Origin of the sequence: Saccharopolyspora indica, assembly GCF_027853965.1 — a bacterium.
Classification (GTDB): domain Bacteria; phylum Actinomycetota; class Actinomycetes; order Mycobacteriales; family Pseudonocardiaceae; genus Saccharopolyspora; species Saccharopolyspora indica.
In genome coordinates, this window is the sequence record NZ_JAQGLB010000015.1 from 156,779 (window position 1) to 174,341 (window position 17,563).

Annotated in this window: 14 protein-coding genes; 2 read left to right on the plus strand and 12 right to left on the minus strand. The window is 70.6% G+C overall.

Annotated elements, in window-relative coordinates:
• Nucleotides 1-32: 32 nt before the first annotated feature.
• The 3 genes from OU416_RS28105 to OU416_RS28115 form a co-directional block, all read right to left on the minus strand.
• The gene (locus OU416_RS28105; protein WP_270930044.1) at nucleotides 33-1,304 is read right to left on the minus strand and encodes an FAD-dependent oxidoreductase; all 1,272 of its coding nucleotides are present in this window, start codon (nucleotides 1,302-1,304) and stop codon (nucleotides 33-35) included.
• 264 nt (nucleotides 1,305-1,568) lie between these two features.
• On the minus strand, nucleotides 1,569-2,351 hold the full coding sequence (locus tag OU416_RS28110) for a maleate cis-trans isomerase family protein (RefSeq protein WP_270930078.1): 783 nt from the start codon (nucleotides 2,349-2,351) through the stop codon (nucleotides 1,569-1,571).
• 14 nt (nucleotides 2,352-2,365) lie between these two features.
• Nucleotides 2,366-3,412, minus strand: a complete 1,047-nt coding sequence (locus OU416_RS28115) for a M29 family metallopeptidase (protein WP_270930045.1) — start codon at nucleotides 3,410-3,412, stop codon at nucleotides 2,366-2,368.
• Between the two features lie 287 nt (nucleotides 3,413-3,699).
• Here OU416_RS28115 and OU416_RS28120 point away from each other — a divergent pair, with 287 nt between their 5' ends.
• Nucleotides 3,700-4,209 carry a MarR family winged helix-turn-helix transcriptional regulator gene (locus tag OU416_RS28120; protein ID WP_270930046.1) on the plus strand — a complete coding sequence of 170 codons (510 nt, stop codon included), beginning with the start codon at nucleotides 3,700-3,702 and terminating at the stop codon, nucleotides 4,207-4,209.
• A gap of 14 nt (nucleotides 4,210-4,223) precedes the next feature.
• On the opposite strand, the gene OU416_RS28125 is transcribed toward OU416_RS28120, so the two are convergent.
• Both OU416_RS28125 and OU416_RS28130 read right to left on the minus strand, forming a co-directional pair.
• Nucleotides 4,224-8,264 (minus strand): NACHT and WD repeat domain-containing protein, encoded by a 4,041-nt coding sequence (locus OU416_RS28125; RefSeq protein WP_270930047.1) that lies wholly within the window; start codon nucleotides 8,262-8,264, stop codon nucleotides 4,224-4,226.
• A gap of 57 nt (nucleotides 8,265-8,321) precedes the next feature.
• On the minus strand, nucleotides 8,322-9,329 hold the full coding sequence (locus tag OU416_RS28130) for a hypothetical protein (protein WP_270930048.1): 1,008 nt from the start codon (nucleotides 9,327-9,329) through the stop codon (nucleotides 8,322-8,324).
• Between the two features lie 199 nt (nucleotides 9,330-9,528).
• Here OU416_RS28130 and OU416_RS28135 point away from each other — a divergent pair, with 199 nt between their 5' ends.
• On the plus strand, nucleotides 9,529-10,521 hold the full coding sequence (locus OU416_RS28135; RefSeq protein WP_270930049.1) for a LacI family DNA-binding transcriptional regulator: 993 nt from the start codon (nucleotides 9,529-9,531) through the stop codon (nucleotides 10,519-10,521).
• Here the strand turns inward: OU416_RS28135 and OU416_RS28140 are convergent.
• The 7 genes from OU416_RS28140 to OU416_RS28170 are packed head-to-tail and all read right to left on the minus strand — an operon-like array spanning nucleotide 10,493 to nucleotide 17,557.
• Nucleotides 10,493-11,992: an aldehyde dehydrogenase family protein gene (locus OU416_RS28140; RefSeq protein WP_270930050.1), complete on the minus strand. Its 1,500-nt coding sequence runs from the start codon at nucleotides 11,990-11,992 to the stop codon at nucleotides 10,493-10,495. The two genes, OU416_RS28135 and OU416_RS28140, sit on opposite strands and share 29 nt — an antisense overlap.
• Entirely contained in the window at nucleotides 11,989-13,086 is a 1,098-nt protein-coding gene (locus tag OU416_RS28145; RefSeq protein WP_270930051.1) for a C45 family autoproteolytic acyltransferase/hydolase, read from the minus strand. Before OU416_RS28145 ends, OU416_RS28140 begins: the two co-directional genes overlap by 4 nt.
• A complete protein-coding gene (locus OU416_RS28150) occupies nucleotides 13,083-14,096 on the minus strand; it encodes a P1 family peptidase (RefSeq protein ID WP_270930052.1) in 1,014 nt (337 codons plus the stop codon). Before OU416_RS28150 ends, OU416_RS28145 begins: the two co-directional genes overlap by 4 nt.
• On the minus strand, nucleotides 14,093-14,842 hold the full coding sequence (locus tag OU416_RS28155; protein ID WP_270930053.1) for an ABC transporter ATP-binding protein: 750 nt from the start codon (nucleotides 14,840-14,842) through the stop codon (nucleotides 14,093-14,095). The genes OU416_RS28150 and OU416_RS28155 overlap by 4 nt, the downstream gene beginning before the upstream one ends.
• Nucleotides 14,839-15,774 carry an ABC transporter ATP-binding protein gene (locus OU416_RS28160; RefSeq protein WP_270930054.1) on the minus strand — a complete coding sequence of 312 codons (936 nt, stop codon included), beginning with the start codon at nucleotides 15,772-15,774 and terminating at the stop codon, nucleotides 14,839-14,841. Before OU416_RS28160 ends, OU416_RS28155 begins: the two co-directional genes overlap by 4 nt.
• Nucleotides 15,771-16,601 carry an ABC transporter permease gene (locus OU416_RS28165; RefSeq protein WP_270930055.1) on the minus strand — a complete coding sequence of 277 codons (831 nt, stop codon included), beginning with the start codon at nucleotides 16,599-16,601 and terminating at the stop codon, nucleotides 15,771-15,773. The genes OU416_RS28160 and OU416_RS28165 overlap by 4 nt, the downstream gene beginning before the upstream one ends.
• Nucleotides 16,598-17,557 carry an ABC transporter permease gene (locus tag OU416_RS28170; RefSeq protein WP_270930056.1) on the minus strand — a complete coding sequence of 320 codons (960 nt, stop codon included), beginning with the start codon at nucleotides 17,555-17,557 and terminating at the stop codon, nucleotides 16,598-16,600. Before OU416_RS28170 ends, OU416_RS28165 begins: the two co-directional genes overlap by 4 nt.
• Nucleotides 17,558-17,563 lie beyond the last annotated feature (6 nt).

Consider the following 17,563-nt stretch of genomic DNA (forward strand, 5'->3'; position numbering starts at 1 on the left):
ACTCCGATGTGCGGTGGCGGCGGCGTCACGCGTCAGCGTGCGAACTGGTATTGGATGGATTCGGTGTCCGGGTCGGTGAGCGGGCTGCCGTTCCACAGCCAGTCGTAGGACACGTCGGACTCACCGTCGAAGCGACGCAGCTTCTCGTCGCGCTCACGCTGCTCCGGGCCATCGGGCAGGTGGTAGAAGCTCATGTTCCGCAGGGACGCATCCTGGACCATGCCCGCGTGCTTCGCCCGTCGATCGACGTAGCGGACCAGGGCCGCCTCGATCCCGTCGCGGGTCACCCGGCCCAGCTCCTCGGCGAGCACAGCGGCGTCCTCCATCGCCTGGGAAGCGCCTTGCGCCTGGTAGGGCAGCATCGCGTGGCAGGCATCGCCGAGCAGGGCGACCCGCCCGTCGACCCAGACCGGGTCGCGGCGCCTGCGGTACATCGCCCACACCGACACGTCCTCGTCCTTGGCCTTGGCCAGCACGGCCGGCACGCGGTCGTCCCAGTCCTGGTACTCCGCGGCGAGCTGCGCCGCGGTCGCCGGGCCGCTCCAGTCGCGGGCGATCTCCTCGGTGCACGGGACGATCGCGACGACGTTGAGGTGCTGACCGCCGCGGATCAGGTAGTGCACCAGGTGCTTGTCCGGGCCGTACCAGATCGTGGAGTGGAAGCGGTCCACGAGGAACCGGGTAGCCGGGTCGGCGGCCACCAGGTCGCCGGGGATCAGCGCGCGGTAGGCCATCTCGCCGGAGAACTCCAGGGTGTCGTCGAACCCCGCCAGATCCCGCACCGCGGACCGGATGCCGTCCGCCCCGATCACGACGTCCCCGGTGAACCGGCGCCCATCAGCGGTCAGCACCGCCGGGCGCGCCGGATCGGTGCGGTCGAGGTCGACCACCTGCGCCGAGGTGGCGACCTGGACCACCGGACCGGGGCCCGTCGGGTCCGAGCACGCTTCGAGCAGGACGCCGTGCAGGTCGGCGCGGTGGTAGTGCCAGTAGGGCGCCCCGTACTGGTCGATCACCCGCTGCCCGAGCGGCAGCTGGCCGATGATGCTCCCGTCCGCCCAGCGGCGGCGGACCTGGTCCTGGGGTTCGGTGCGCACGCGTTCGAGCTCGGCGCGCAGTCCCAGTCCGATCAGGATCCGGCTGGCGTTGGGCGCGGTCTGGATTCCCGCGCCGATCTCCCCCAGCTGCGGGGCCGCTTCGACCACGGTGACCCGCAGGCCGCGCTGCCGCAGCGACAGCGCGGCGCACAGGCCTCCCAGGCCGGCACCGACAACAACGACTTCGAACGACTGGCTCGCAGCCACGCTGGCCTCCTCGTCCTCGCCGGAACCCGCGCCGGATTCAGGTGATCCGAACACGTACTATCCGGATATGCAAGGTCTTGTTTGAAAAGGATTTGTTCGCAGATGATGACCGTTTGACGCGCTCTTGATCGGCGCGAAGAGGGCGCGGGCGATCAGGGCGCGGACGAGCGAGCACGAGCTCGCAACGGGTGAGAACGTGCAGCCCGAGGAGCCGGGACGCCCCATCAGGAGCAGCCCCGGCCACGAGCGTCGCGCGCCGGAGGGTCAGACCGCGTGCGCGGGCACCCCCGGGGCGGCGACCGCTCCGCTGAGCAGCCTGCCCGCACCGGGCACTCGGGGTTCGAGCCCGAGTTCGGACAGGATCCGGAAGGTGGTGGCGGTCGCGGCCGAGAGCACCGGGATCCCCACCTCGTCCTCGACCGGCTGGATCGAGGGCAGGGACGGCATCTGCACGCAGGCCGACAGGACCAGCGCGTCGGCGTTGGACAGGTCGAGCTTGCGGTGGTGCTCGCGCAGATCGGCCGGATCCAGCCGCGCCACGGCGAGGTTGTCCGGCACCTCCAGCGAGAGCGCGTCCACCACCTCGACCCCGGCGTCCTCGATGTAGTCCGCCACCGCCTTGGTCAGCGGCTTCATGTACGGCGTCAGGATCGCGACCTTGCGCGCGCCCAACGCGCCGATGCCCGACAGCAGCGCACCAGCGCTGGAAACGACCGGGGCGCCGCAACCTTCGGCGCGCAGCGCGCGGGTGATGTCGTCCTCCGCGGTGCAGTGGTAGCCCGGTCCCTGCGCCATGATCGCCACCAGGCACGCGGTGGCCACGACCGACGGGCGGGCGTCGGCCAGTTCCGCCGCCGCTCGCTCGGCCTGCGCGTTCATCGCCCGCAGTTGTTCGGGGGTCACGTGCTGCATCCGCGCCCGCGCGGAGTGGAAGATGAACCGGTCTCCCGGATCGACCTCCTCCCGGGCTCGCAGCATCCGCGGCAGCTCGGTCTCCATGGTGAGGTTCGAGCTGGGCACGATCATTCCGATGTGGTGCTCGCGCACCGCCGCGTCCGCGCTCATCGGCCACCGGCCGGGCGCATCTCGGCAACGGTCAGCTCGCCCGCGTCGACGATCAGCTCGTCGTCGAGGTACAGCGAGTTGCCGCGCATCGGGATGTCGAAGTGGCAGGCGGTGTCGTTCGGGCCGCCCAGCTCGTTGTTCGGCCCGATGGAGAACATCACGTTGCCGTAGAAGCTGCGCAGCTCCATGCCCATCCCGCCGGGGAACTGGGTCAGGCCGTGCCAGTGGGCGCGCTCGTCGAGGCCCCAGCCGACGTGGCTCATCCCGTAGCCGCGCGGGTCGTCGAAGCTCTCGATGTAGGAGCGCAGCAGGTCCGCGTCCAGCCCGGAGGACCCGGCGCCGCCGCGGATGTCGCGGATGAAGCCCTCCTCGATGGTGATCTCCACCGGGGTCTGCACGTAGGTGTTGAACGGCAGGAGCACGTCTCCGGGCGAGAGCACGATCTTCCCGTCCACACCGTCGTCTGCTCCGCCGGTGAAGACGAACGCGGCCGGCCAGTGGTCCCATCGCCCGGGGGTGTCGGTGTAGCCGTACTCCGACAACGTCGGGTACACGCCGAGCTTGTAGGTGACGTCGGTGCCGGCCGGGCTGGTGATCCGCATCGTGCTCGCCTTGGCCAGCAGCTCGGCGCCGGTCTCCACCCGCTCGCGCAACTCCTTCGTCGGCATCAACCGGGCGAGCAGTTCCGGCGGCTCGACGGCGGTCAGGATCCGGACCCCGGCGTCCTGGATGGCGAACTGCTCCTTGCTGAACAGCAGGAAGGTGCAGTCCACGACCATGTCGACGCCCTTGAGCGCGTCCACGGCCTTGGGGATGTTCCCGAGGCCGGAGTCACCCACGGCCCACGCCCCCGAAGCGCTCGCCGGCGAGGGCAACCGCATGTGGAACGCCGCGGCTCCCAACTGCTGCGCGGCCCACAGGAACGCGTCCGCGTACTCCGCGCGCTCCCCGCCGCGAGTGAGCACGACGACGGTCTCTCCCTCGTGCACGCCGGACAGGCGCAGCTGCTGCAAGCAGATGTCGTTGAACAGGTTCTGGTCCACGGTCGACCACCTCCGCCAACAATCCGAGCACGTATAATCCGGATACGCAAGAGTTGTCTTTGGCGGGACCTCCGCGTACCGGGCCCGCGACTGCCCCTCGCCGGGGGTCGACCGATCGGCCGATCCGACGAACGGGACAACTCCGTTGCACGACCCCGCGTTGCGCCATCCGGACGGCCCAGGGCTGGACAGGGGCCGGGCCGATCCCGCACCCGGGAGCAACCATCCGGGCACGTATTATCAATGGGCACCTGACCCAGGTGCCCGAGTCGCATGGGAGGAACTCAATGGGGGAGCCAACGCGCACGGGCCGGCGTGTTGCGGGTGCGTCTGCCGTCGATCCGGCACCGCCCGCGGACCTGCTGGCCGCCCCCGGTTACGGCGCCCGTCGGCTCCACCAGGCCTACCTCGCCGCCTGGAACCGGCACGTCGACCCGGTGCTGACCGGCCCGCAGTTCGCGGTGCTCTCCGCTGTCCACGCCTACCCGGGCAGCGACCAGAGCTCGCTGGCCGACGCCGCCGCGCTGGACACCTCGACGATGGCCGACCTGTGCCGCAGGCTGGAGCGGCGAAACCTCATCCGGCGCGTCGAATCCCCGCGCGACGCCCGCCGCAAACTGCTGTCCCTCACCGAGGAGGGCGAGGCGGTGCTCGCCCAGGTGCACCAGCGCGCCCGACGGCTGGACGAGGCCCTGCTCGCGGGCAACGACATCGCCCGCGATGCCGACATCGCGACCCTGCTCAACACGCTCGGCGCCCGCTGGGAAGCCGTCGCGGCAATCGAAAAACTGGACTGAGCCTCGCGCGGCTCTCACGAATCCGGGCAGGGCGATTCGATGATCTCCCTGCCGGAGAAGTGCCTGTCCCACAAGGCGGGCGTGAGGTAGCTTCCTGTCGTCTTGCAGATCCTGTCGATCACTTGATCGATATTGATGTTGTGCAACCGAGCCGCAGTTGCGGTGTCGCTGGCTAGTGTCCGGCCGTCCGCGCTGAACGCCACCGATTCGACAGGCTTGCGTTGGGCGGTCAGGAGATCGCCTAGCGGTTCTGCTTTCTCCGGGGCGGACACATCCCACAACCGCACGAAACCACCCCCGTTGAGTCCTCCGCTGCTGGCTAGTGTCTGGCCGTCCGCGCTGAACGCCACCGAGGAGACGGGCTCGGCTGGGGTGGTCAGGGGTTCGCCTAGCGGTTCTGCTTTCGCCGGGACGGACACATCCCACAACCGCGCAAAACCAGCCCCATCGATGACACTGCTGCCGCTGGCGAGCGTCCGGCCGTCCGCGCTGAACGCCACCGAGGAGACGGGCTCGCCTGGGGCGGTCAGGAGGTCGCCTAGCGGTTCTGCTTTCGCCGGGACGGACACATCCCACAACCGCACAAAGCCGTTGCCGTCGCCGCTCTCGCTTCTTCCGCCACCGCCGGCCAGCGTCCGGCCGTCCTCGCTAAGCGCCACCGAAGAGACGGGCTCGCCTGGGGTGGTCAGGGGTTCGCCTAGCGGTTCTGCTTTCGCCGGGACGGACACATCCCACAACCGCACAAAACCATCCCCATTGCTGCCAACGCCGCCGCTGGCCAGCATCCGGCCGTCCTTGCTGAACGCCACTGAAGAGACGGACTCGCCTGGGAAAGTCAGGGGTTCGCCTAGCGGTTCGGCGTTCTCGGGAACGGACACATCCCACAACCGCACCGAACCATTTCTGGTGCCGATGATGCTGCCGCCGCCGCTGGCGAGCGTCTGGCCGTCCTTGCTGAGCGCCACTGAAGAGACGGACTCGCCTGGGATGGTCAGGGGTTCGCCTAGCGGTTCTGCGTTCTCCGGGACCGATACATCCCACAACTGCACCGAACTGCTGATGATGCTGCCGCCGCCGCTGGCGAGTGTCCGACCGTCCTCGCTGAACGTCACTGACCTGACATAGTTGTCATTCGCCAGGGGGCGATCTGGAACATCCAGCAACCGAACCGAACCACTACCGGTGCTACTGCTGGCGCTGGCGAGCGTCTGGCCGTTCGCGCTGAACGCCACTGAAGTGACAGACTCGCCTTGGACGCCCAGCGGATCGCCTAGCGGTTCTGCTTTCTCCGGAATGGACACGTCCCACAGCCGCACCGAACCACCCCCGTTGAGTCCTCCGCCGCTGGCCAGCATCCGGCCGTCCTTGCTGAACGCCACCGAGAAGCCAGCCTCGTCTCGCGAGGTCAGAGGATTTCCCAACGGTTCCGCTTTCTCCGGGACGGACACGTCCCACAGCCGCACCGAACCATCGCTGTCGCTGCTGCTGGCGCTGGCGCTCGCCAACGTTCGACCATCACTGCTCAACGCCACCGAATTGACGGTTGCGCCTTGGGCGGTCAGGGGTTCGCCCAGTGGCTCTGCTTTCTCCGGAACGGACACATCCCACAACCGCACTAAACCATCCCAGCCGTTTCCGCCGCCGCTGGCTAGTGTCCGGCCGTCCGCGCTGAACGCCACCGAATAGAGGGATTCGCCCTGGAAGGTCAGGGGTTCGCCCAGCGGTTCTGCTTTCTCCGGAATGGACACGTCCCACAACCGCACCGAACTACTGGTGATGCTGCTGTTCTCGACGTGCCCGCCGCCGCTGGCTAGCGTCCGGCCGTCCGCGCTGAACGCCACCGAAGAGACGAACTCGCCTTGGACGGTCAGGGGTTCGCTTAGCGGTTCTGCTTTCTCAGGAACGGACACGTCCCACAGCTGCACCAAACCATTACCGTTGCTGTCACCGCTGCCGCTGGCTAGTGTCCGGCCGTCCGCGCTGAACGCCACCGAAGAGACGGACTTGCCTTGGACGGTCAGGGGTTCGCCTAGCGGTTTCGCTTTCTCCGGAACGGACGCATCCCACAGCTGCACCAAACCACGCTCGTCGCTTCCGCCGCCGCTGGCCAACGTCCGACCATCCGGGCTGAACGCCACCGAGTCAGCCCCTTCCTGGGGGATCGGTGGAGCGGACAGCAGGTCGTTCGCGGTGTCGTACAGCTTGGTCTTGATCGTTTCGTCACCCTTGTTCAATTGGTATGCGGCGAGGTTCAACTGGGCGGCGAGCGAAAGGTCGGCGCCGTTGAGGCTGTCCTTCAGGATCTGGTCGGCTTGTGCTGTGAGCTGGTTGGCGGTCGCGACTTCTCGTTGGGAGTTCGCGACGTACGCCGCGAACAGGGACAGCACCGAAAGCAAGGACAGCGCCACGATCACAGTGTTCCGGCGGCGGGCCGCGCGGCTCTCGTTGTGGGCAGAGGCACGGAGGAAGCGGCGTGTCGTGGCAGTGAGGTTGTCGCTGTGCGGTCGGGTCGATGCGTGTTCGCGGGCGGTTTGCAGGCGGGCGCCTCGGTAGAGCGCGCTGCGGTCGCGGCCTTCGTTCTCCCAGGCCGTGGCGGCTTCGGTGAGCTGCTGGCGGATGAGATTGCCCGCTCGGTCCTCGTTGATCCAGTCCCGCAGGCGTGGCCAGGCGTGGATCAGCGCTTCGTGGGTGATCTCCACCGTGTCTCGGTCGAGTCCTTGGGTGAGCAAGCGTTTGCCGGTGAAGGCGTCGAGGGCCGCGGTCACGGTCTGGCCGGTGCCAGCACCGAGCAATTCGGTGCGGGGCACGCGGCGGCGGGTGTGCTCGGTTCCGTCGCCGATCTTGATCAGCTGGAGGAACAAGACGCGTGCGGCATCTCGTGCTGCGGGGTCGAGCCGGTCGAAGGCGTGGTCGGCGGTCGTGGCGACCGCGTTCTCGATGCCCCCGGTGAGCCGGTACGCCTCCACCGACAAGGAGCGACCGTGTCGCCCGAGGTACGTGGCCCGCAGTGCGTGGGCGAGCAGGGGAAGGCGGCCGGCCTCGTACCCACCGGGCCTGTAACCCTCGTCGCCGTCACCGGCCATCGCGCCCAAGTCCCTCAGGAGCAGCTCGACCAGGCCCGGCTCGACGCTCAAGCCCGCGCGCTGGGCGGGATGGAGGATCGCTTCGCGCAGCTCATCCCGGGTCATGGGGCCGACCACGACGTGCCCGTGCTGCACGGACTCGCGCAGCTCCGGGTATTCGGCGCAGCGCGCGTAGAAGTCCGCACGCATCCCGAGCACCACCAGCGCCACCGGCTCCCCATCCGCGGCACCAGCGGTGCACAGGCGCGAGAGCAGGTCGAGGAAGCGGCGTTGTTCCTGATCGTCGGTGCACAAGGTGAACAGCTCTTCGAGCTGATCCACGATCACGATCAGCCTTGCGCCTGCTGCGATCGCGCTGCTCGATCTCGACCGCACGACCGCACCTAGCGCCTCCACGCAGCGGTCGGGCCGTTCGGCGATCGTCCGCTCCACGTCGGCAGCGGGCTCACCGGTGATCACGGCGATCGCTTCGGCCAGTGCTTTGATCGGCCGTGCGGTCGGGGTGATCCGCAGTCCCGGCCAGTGCTGCGAGCCGGGTATCGCGCCCTGCTCCAGCTTGGGGATCAGGCCGGCGTGCAGCAGCGACGACTTCCCCGCCCCGGACGGCGCCATCACCATCAACGGCCCGCCACCTTCCCGGAACCGCTCGTCCACCCGCCGGATCAAGTCCGCCAGCAACCGGTCCCGGCCGAAGAACCACTCCGCATCCTCCGGGCCGAACGCGGCCATGCCCTTCGGGTACGGATCGGCCTCGGTCGCCGAACCGGGCTCCACGCGACGCGTGCGATGAACACCGACACCGAAGTAGAGGTGGGTCTCGATGTACTGATCCCGCCCCGCTTGGTACACGCCGGCATTTCCGGAAGCACGTGCCTCCTGCACATGCACATCCCGCGTCCGACCTGTCCGGACAAGCAGATCAGGATCGTCGGCGCTGACGTTGTGCGCCCTGCGCGATTCCTGCTCGTCCATGCCGCGTTCCCTCACATCGCCCCGCCTGATCCGAGAACCTGACCATGCTCCACCGGTTCACCTGTCGGTGATGTGCTGGTCGCCCAGCGCCTGGTACACCCTGCCGTTACCGGAGGCCTCCGCCTCCATGTGCACGCTCTGCTGCCTGCGGTCGACATGTTGGGTGTTGCCATCGCCGATCTGAACTTGCTCGGTGTGCTTGGCGTCGATGTTGTACTTGCCTTGTTCGCTGTGGTTGACGTTCCCGTGGAACGTGCCGGCGTGAACTGCGGTGTTCGCCCCGCTGAGGGAGTTGCTCACGCTTGTGCGGAAGGTGTTGCCGTCTCCGGTGACCTGGTTGCCATGGACTGATCCGCTGTTGCTGATCGAACGCTCGCCAGAAGCGCTGCCCGGCGGGTGAGAGGACGCTTCCGGTGACACCGCGGCCGGTTCGCCGGTGAGCGGGATGCTGCTGATCTGACTCGGGTGGACTCCGGTGACCCGAACCCACGAATGTTCGGTGAACTCCTTGTTCGTGATCAGCAGCGGAGCGAACTCGTTTCGGTCGATCACGCGCGTGTAGTCCTCTTGGAACACCGTCCGGTAGGCGATGTCGGAAAGGATGAGCGCGGTCGTGAAGGCATCCGTGGTGATGTGCTCCTGGCAGTGCTGGACGACTTGCTTGAACGCGGCCGCGTCGAGCAGCCGGCTGAGGTCGATGTTCGGTCGGTGAAAGCCGCGCTCGGCAGGCAGCGCGCCCAGGTGCACGGCGACCCGGAGCCGGATTTCAGGCTTCGAGAACCTGTTGTGCGCGGCCAGGAATTCGTCGAGCGCACCGATCATGTCGACCAGCGTGGGCAGGAACCTGCTCGGATACACGCGCAGGAACCCGTCCCCGGTGAACTGGTCGTCCTGGACGGCGTCGCTGCCGAGGCCGACAGCGCGCAGCGCTGCTCGCGTCAGGTCGCGGACCAGTTCGGGGATGCTGCTGAGATGTTCGGGGCGGCTGCTCCCTGACCCGATCATGTCCACCGCGAGAAGGGCGGCGTGTTCCGGCATCAACGCCGAACCGGGCGTTTCGGACAAGGGGTGACTCCGTTCATGCCGTCGAGATGAACGCAGTTTCCCCAACCCGCGCAGCTGTGTCTCCCTTGTTTCAGGGAATCAGCCATATGGCTGCCACCGCCATGAATCGCTGCGTTGCTCGGCGTGGTCACGGAGATGCGTCACAGGGAGACGGGTCGCCGGGTGCCGGTGGGGTAGAGCGGCGGTTATTGTCGTTACCGTGCGCAGGAAAGAGTCGGTGAACCTCGTCGAGGTGGCCAAGGCCGCCGGAGTCTCCAAGACGACGGCGTCCGACGCGCTGCGCAACTCCGGACGGGTCTCCGAGCGGACCCGCGAGCACGTCGTCGCCGTCGCCAACCGGCTCGGCTACTCGCCGAACCTCGTCGCCCGCTCGCTGCGCAGCTCCAGCACCGGCACCATCGGCCTGCACCTGCCAGAGGTCCTGACCCGCTCCGAGTACTACATGTCGTTCGTGCTCGGCGTCGTCGACCGGGCCGCCAAGATGGACTACGACGTCATGCTGATCACGGCGCACAACGTGCCCTCGCGCCGGTTCCACCGCGTCGACGGCGTCGTGCTCGGCGATCCGCTGGAGACCGACACGGTGGTGCGCGGGCTGCTGAACTCGTCGGTGCCCGTCGTCACGTGCGAGCGGTACACCGGTGACGCCGAGCCCGCCGCGGTGGTGCGCTCCGACCACGCGGGCACCCTGGACCGGTTGCTCGACCACCTGCGTTCGGCGGGTGCGCGCGACATCGCGTTCCTGGCTTCGAGCACGGTCACCGACTGGGGCCGCACGCTGCAGCAGACCTACCTGCGCTGGTGCGAGCGCCATGACATGCGGCCCCGGCTGCGCGAGATGGCGTTCGGCTCGCCGACCGCGGTCATGCAGGACAACGTGCGCGCCCTGCTCAACGCCGACCCGGCTGTGGACGCGCTGGTGTGCGCGCCCGACGGTTCGGCTGCTGCGGTGCTGCCGGTGATCCGCGCGGCGGGCCGGACCATCGGCGAGGACCTGCTGCTGGCGTCCTGCGTGGACAGCACGGCGCTGCACCACACCGATCCGCCCGTCACCGCGATCGACCTGCGCCCGCGCGAGGCGGGGGCGGCCTGCGCGCAGCTGCTCTTCGACATCCTGTCCGGCGAGGCCCCGGAGGGCACCGTGAGCGCGCTGCCGATCGGTCTCACCGAGCGCCGCTCGACGCGGGGCTGACGACCACCCCGTCGACGCGGCGCGGCAGCCGCCACGGGTTCGCCGCGCGCAGCGCGGGTGGCAGCGCGGCGTCGGGCATGTTCTGGAAGGCCACCGGGCGCGTGAAGCGCGCGAGCGCGCCGGCGCCGACCGAGGTCGTCGCGGGTTCGGTGGTCGCGGGCCACGGCCCGCCGTGGTGCTGGGCCCAGCCGACCGCGACACCGGTCGGCCAGTCGTCCACCACCACGCGCCCGGCGAGGCCGCCGAGCCTCGCGACGAGTGGCGCCACCTCGGGATCGTCGGCGCCTCCGGTCTGCACCGCGGCGGCCAGGGTTCCCCGCAACCTGCCCAGCGCGCTGTGCAGTTCTCCGGCATCGGCGTACTCGGTGACGATCGCGACCGGGCCGAAGCACTCGTCCAGCAGGCGCGAGCCGGATTCGAGCTTCTCGATCGGCACCCGCAGCACCGTCGTGTCCACGCTCCAGCCGCCGCGCGGTCCCGGGACGTCGGCGACGACCTCGGCGCCCGCGCCGACCAGCTCGCGGACCCCGGTGGCAGCAGCGCAGGCGATGGCGTCGGTGAGCATCCACGCGCTCGGGGAGAGCCTGCGCAGCGCCTCGGCGACGTGCGCGGCGGCGCCGGTCCCGGCAGGCGCGAACAGCAGTCCCGGCTTGGTGCAGTACTGCCCGGCTCCCCGGGTGAACGACGCCGCGAAACCGTCGGCGATCCCGGGCATCCGCGCGGCCGCGCTCGTGGTCACCACCACGGGGTTGACGGTGCCCATCTCGGCGAACACGGGGACGACCACCTCGCGTTCGTTCGCCATCCGCCACAGCGCCAGGCCGGCCCGCTGCGAGCCGGTGAACGCGACGGCCGCGGTGCGCTCGGAGCGCACCAGCGCGGACCCGGCCTCGAATCCGGTGACCAGCGAGAACAGGCCCTCCGGCGCGGAGGTGCCGGTGAGCGCGTCGCGGGTGAGCCGGGCGAGCGCCTGGCTCAGCCGCGGGTGCGCCGGGTGGCCCTTGACCACCACGGGGCACCCGGCCGCGAGCGCCGACGCCGTGTCGGTGCCCAGCACGCCGAACGCGAACGGGAAGTTGCTCGCGCCGAACACGGCCACCGGGCCGAGCGGCACGCGGACGCGCGCCAGCGCGGGATCCCCGGTGTCGACCGTGGCGTCCAAGAAGGAGCCCTCGGTGGCGACACCGGCGTAGAACCGCAACTGGGCCGACGTGCGGCCGATCTCCATCCGCAGCCGGTCCTCGCCGAGCGCGGTTTCCTCGTCGGCGAGCCGGACGAGTCCGGGTGCCGCGTCGAGGGCGTCGGCGATGGCGGCGAGCCACGTCGCGCGCTCCGCGGGCGCGGTCGCCGCGATGGACGGCGCCGCGGAGGCCGCGGCATCGAGCGCGGCGCCGACCTCCGCCGCCGTGCTCGCGGGCACTTCCGCGACGGCGGCTCCGGTCCGCGCGTCGTAGCTGATGTCAGCGGTCATGCGAACGCCCCTCCTCCGGTGGAACACGTGATCCACGACCGCTCGTCGACCGTGCACGGGCCGCCGTGGTGGACGTGCAGGCTGTGCGCGGCGACGTCGATCGAGAGGGTGGCCAGGCTTTCCCAGCGCTCGTGCGCGGGCAACGCGAGGTCCGCGTGCGCGCAGATCGGGGCACCGCTGTCCCGGTGGACGCACAGCGCGCGAGCGCGCTCGGTGCGGTCTTCCGCGCCCAGCGCCGCGCCCCCGTGCTCCCGCAGCCATGCGTAGCGGTCGAGCGTGCTCGACACGTCCGCCGTCGTGCGCTCGCCGGAGGCCAGCGACGGATCGAGGAAGTGGTTGGTGTGCAGCAGGAACCCGTTCTCGGGGTGCAGCTCGGCGACCCCCGCCGGACACAGCTCGACGCAGCGCGCCCCGTCGCGGGTGACGACGGTGAGCACCGACGACGCCGACAGCCGCGCCGAACGCGCGATCCGCACCGCATCGTCCGCAGTGGTCGCTTCGTCGAGGATGCGGCGGGCGACGACGTGCACCGGCACACCGATCTCGGCGCCGTCCGACCGGTGGCGCAGCACGTTGAAGTGCAGTCCCAGGCCCGCGTCGTTGACGCCGATCTTGCCCACCACGCCGAACTCGGTGAACGTGGCGACCCGGCGGCCCGTCCCGGTGGTGAGCGTCCACGCGAGCATCGCGCCGCGCAGCACGTCGTGCCAGTCCCAGGTCTGCACCGTGCGCGGTGGTGTCCCGTCGCCGGGCAGCACCACCGACGTGGAGCACTCGCCCTCACCGGTGACGGCCGCCGCCGCGAGGATCTCGGTCCGGGCGTTGAGCGCGCCGAGCTGCCACGCGGGCAGTCCGCTGCCCTCGGCCATGCCGGCGATCTCCGCGCCCAGCGACGGCGCCCACGCGCCGATCTCCGCGAGCGCCGCCGCGCCGTGGTCCCGCACCTGGTGCGGGTGCAGCCCGTGCGCGGTGAACAGGCGCGCGTACCCGGCGAAGGTCTCGCGGAGCCCGTCCCGGCAGGCCGCGCCGAGTTCCCGGCCGCGCGCGGCCGGTTCGGTCTCGGTGCTCGCGTGCCGCGGAACCAGCGCGTTCATCGGGCGCTCGCCAGGACCGCGTCCCACGCGAGCTCGGAGGCCAGCGCGCCGAACCCGGTCGCGTTGACGCCCTGCAGCTCGACCTCGTCGGTGGTGAGCGCGTACAGGGTGTCGCCGTCGAGCTCGGTGTGGAACGGGTGGATGGCCCGGTGCATCGAGCTGTGCACCTGGGTGGCGAACTGCTTCAGCGCGACGTCGTTGAGCTTCGCGTTGGTCACCACCACGGTCAGCGTCGTGTTGCCGGACGCCGTGCGCGCGGTCCCGGTGCCCGCTGCCGCGGCGGCGTAGTCGTCCGCGGGCATGCGGCGCTCGCCGGTTTCGGCGTGGTAGTTGCCGCGCACCACCGTGCCGTCGCGGTCCACGATCACGCCGACGGCGTTGACCACGGTCGCGACGAGCACCTTCAGCTCGCCGTACCGGCCGAAGGCCGCGCCCTGCCCGGCGAACTCGGCCCGCGAGAAGTCGATCTTGCCGACCGAGGCCGACCGGCCCGCGCCGCAGCGGCCGACGGGGAACCGCCCCTCGACGGCGTTGTCCAGCGCGGCCTTCCCGAGGGCGAGGTCGGGCGCGATCGCGGTGTCCCGCACGGAGAAGTCGTAGATGACGGAGCCGGAGACGTGCTGCAACGCGGCCCAGTGCGTGCGGTTCTCCGCGCGGTGCAGCAGTGCGGTGCTCACCCCCGCCGCCGCTTCCAGCCCGTACACAGAGCCGCCCGCGAGCACGATGGCCTGGTGGAAGCCGTAGCCGCCGGACATGCCGACCGCGCCGCCCCGGGCGTCGATCGCGGTCCGCGCGCCGCCCGGCACGTGGATCACCGTGCAGCCGGTCGGTCCCTCGGCGTACTCGGCGGTGCCGACGTGCACGCCGGGGATGTCGAAGGCGACGACCGAGTCGCCGGGACTCGGCTGCGGGGTCAGCATCACGTCGTCGTTGGTGAGCACCCCGGGCGCGAAGGCCGAGGCGGTGGCCGGTCGCGGCGCAGTGCCGTTGGTTCCGCTGGCAACACTCACAATGCCTCCACTAGTTTCCTCGAGTACTCGTGCTCCGGGGTGCCGAAGAAGACCGCGGCGGGGGCGGTCTCCACCAGCTCGCCGCGCCGCATCACCGCAACCCGGTCGGCGACGTAGCGCACCGCGCCGATGTCGTGGCTGATGAACAGCGCCGCGAAGGAGAACTCCGCGCGCAGGTCCTTGATCAGGTTGAGGATCTGGGCCTGCACCGACACGTCCAGCGCGCTGACCGCCTCGTCGAAGACGACGAACGGCGGCCGGGTGATCAGCGCCCGCGCGATGGACACCCGCTGCCGCTGCCCTCCGGAGAGCTGGTGCGGGAAGCGCTGCGCGAACGACCCGCCCAGCCCCACCTGGTCGAGCGCGGCGAGCACCCGCTCGTCCACCTCGGCCCGGTCCGCTCCGCCGAGCACGACCAGCGGCTCGGCGACGCACTGCCCGACGCGCATGCGCGGGTTCAGCGACCACTGCGGATGCTGCAACACCGCCTGCATCCTGCCGGTGAGTTCCGCGCGCCGCTTGGGGAAGGGCTTGCCCTCGAATCGCGCGGTGCCGCTGGTGGGCCGCTGCAACCCGAGGGAGACCATGCTCGTCGTGGTCTTGCCGGAGCCGGATTCTCCCACCAGACCGAGGATCTCGCCCTCGGCCACAGACAGCGACACCCCGCGCACGGCGTGCACCTGCCTGCGCCGCCACGGCGGTCCGGAGCTGAACGTGACGCCGACGTCGTCGAGTTCCAGGATCACCGGCCGACCTCCGTGGTCAGGTGGCACAGCACGTCGCGTTCGCCCGTCGACACCAGGGGAGGGCGGTCCGACGAGCAGGAGGCGTGCGCTTCCGGGCAGCGGGGCGCGAACGCGCAGCCCGCGGCGGAGCCGGTGAGCACCGGTGGCTGACCGGGGATCGGCACCAGCCGCTCGCCGTCGGCGACCGCCCCGGGCACGGCCCGCACCAGCGCGGCGGTGTAGGGGTGGCGGGGTGCGGCCAGCACCGCGCTCGCCGGGCCGGACTCGACGATCCGCCCGCCGTACATCACCACCACCCGGGAACAGCGCTTCGCCACGGCCGGAAGATCGTGGCTCAGCCACAGGATCGTGGTGCCCGCCTCGGCCGCCAGCGAGAAGATCACCCCCAGGACCTCCTCGCGGATCTGGCTGTCCAGCGCGGCCGTCGGCTCGTCGGCGATCAGGATCTCCGGTTCTCCCGCCATCGCCATGGCGATCGCGACGCGCTGCGCCATCCCGCCGGAGAGCTGGTGCGGGTAGGACCTGGCCACCCGCTCGGGATCCGGGAGCCGCACGCGCTGCAGGTGCGCCACGACGTCGCCGCGCCCGCGCAGCACCAGCTCGACCTGCTTGCCGACGCGCATCGTGGGATCGAGCGAGCCGATCGGCTCCTGGAACACCCAGCCGAGCCTCTCGCGCCGGAGAGCGCGGAGTTCCTTGGGGCGCAAGGCGTTCACGTCCTGGCCGCCGATCCGCACGGCACCGCTGACGACGGTCGCGGCGCCGGGCAGCAGACCGCCGATCGCCGAGCCCAGCGTGGACTTGCCGGAGCCGGACTCGCCGACGATGCCGATGGTCTCGGCAGGCTCCACCGCGAGCGTGGCGCCGTCGAGCGCGCGCACGCCCGAGGAGTAGTCGACGACGAGGTCGTCGACGTGCAGAAGGTGCGTCATACCAGCGACCGAGCCTCCCTCGGTTCGAGACCGTCGCGCAGACCGTCGCCGAACACGTTGATGGCCAGGATCGCCGCGACCAGCACGATCCCGGGGACGATGACCAGCCACGGCGCCGCGAGCAGGTAGGTGCTGCCCTGCTGGAGCAGCGCGCCGAGCGAGGACTGCGGCGGCTGCACGCCGAAGCCGAGGAAGCTGAGCCCGCCCTCGACGAGGATGCCCACCGACAGCGCGTAGGTGCCCTGCACCGCGATGGTGCCGGACAGGTTGGGCAGCAGGTGCCGGACCAGGATGCGCGGCCAGCGCGCGCCGCTGATCACCGCGGAGGTCACGTACTCCCGCTCGGCCACCGCGACCGCCGCCGCGCGCACCACGCGCGTCATCAGCGGGATGGTGATGAGGACGATGCTGCACAGCGTCGCCGTTCGGCCGGGCCCGACCACGGCGGCGACGAGGATCGCGAGCACGATCGTCGGGAACGAGTGCAGCACCTCGATCAGCCGCATCACGACCTCGCCGAGCCAGCCGCCGCGGTAGCCGGCTGCGATGCCGAGCAGCGTGGCCAGCACGGCGGTGACCAGCACCGCAGCCGCCGAGAGCAGCAGCGTGCTGCCGATGCCTTCGAGCAGCCGGGGCAGCATCGAGCGGCCAAGCTCGTCGGTCCCCAGCAGAAAGTCGGCGCCCGGCGGGGAGAGCCGCGGCCCCACCATGGCATCGGGGTCACCGCCGATCCCGGTCGCCGTGCCCACGGCCGAGGCGAGCACCAGCACCGCCAGGCACACCAGGCCGGAACGGGTGAGCCAGTCCGCGTTGCGCCACCAGATCATCGCTTCCGTCCCTTCGCAGCACCGAAGCGCGGATCGAGCACGCCCGCGACGGCGTCGGTCAGCATCGTCGTCACGACGAAGACCACGGCCGCCAGCAGCACGCCCGCCTGAACCACCGCGTAGTCCCGCCGGCCCACCGCCTGCACGAGATAGGTGCCCACACCGGGCAGGTTGAACAGGTACTCGACGATCACCGCGCCACCGAGCAGGTAGGCGGTGACGGTCGTGAGCACGGTGACGACCGGGATGGCGGCGTTGCGCAGCACGTGGCGGACCACGATGGACACCGGGCTCTCGCCGCGCGCGACGCACGCCGTGATGTAGGTCTCCACCAGCACGTTCAGCACCGCGTCGCGGGTGGTCCGGGCGGTCACGGCGATCACGAACACCGACAGCACGGCGGCCGGCAGCACCATCGACCGGAGATTGCCCACCGGGTCCTCGCCGAACGGCACGTAGCCGCCCACGGTGAGGCCGAGCGCGTAGCGGGAGAACAGGAACACCACGACGCTGCCGAGCACGAACTCCGGCACGCTCACGCCGAGACCGCTCAGCAACCTGCCGACGGCACCGCCCCTGGCGCGCACCGCGGTCCAGACGCCGAGCGGCACGCCGATCAGGACGGCGGCCACCACACCGGAGAGGGCCAGCTGCACGGTCACCGGCAGCCGCAGCCCGAACTCCGCGGTCACCGGCTCACCGGTGATCATCGAGGCGCCGAGGTCCCCGGTGAGCGCGGTGCCCAGCCACCGCCAGTACTGCACGGGGATGCTCTGGTCGAGCCCGTACTTCGCCGCGACCGCGGCCTGCTGCTCGGGACTCGCGAACGGCCCGAGCACGACCTCGGCGAAGCCGCCGGGCATCAGCCGGGAGGTGGCGAAGATCAGGATCGAGACGAGGAACAGGATCACCACGGCGCCCACCGCCCGCCGCAGCCACCACGTGAACAGTCGCACGAGTCC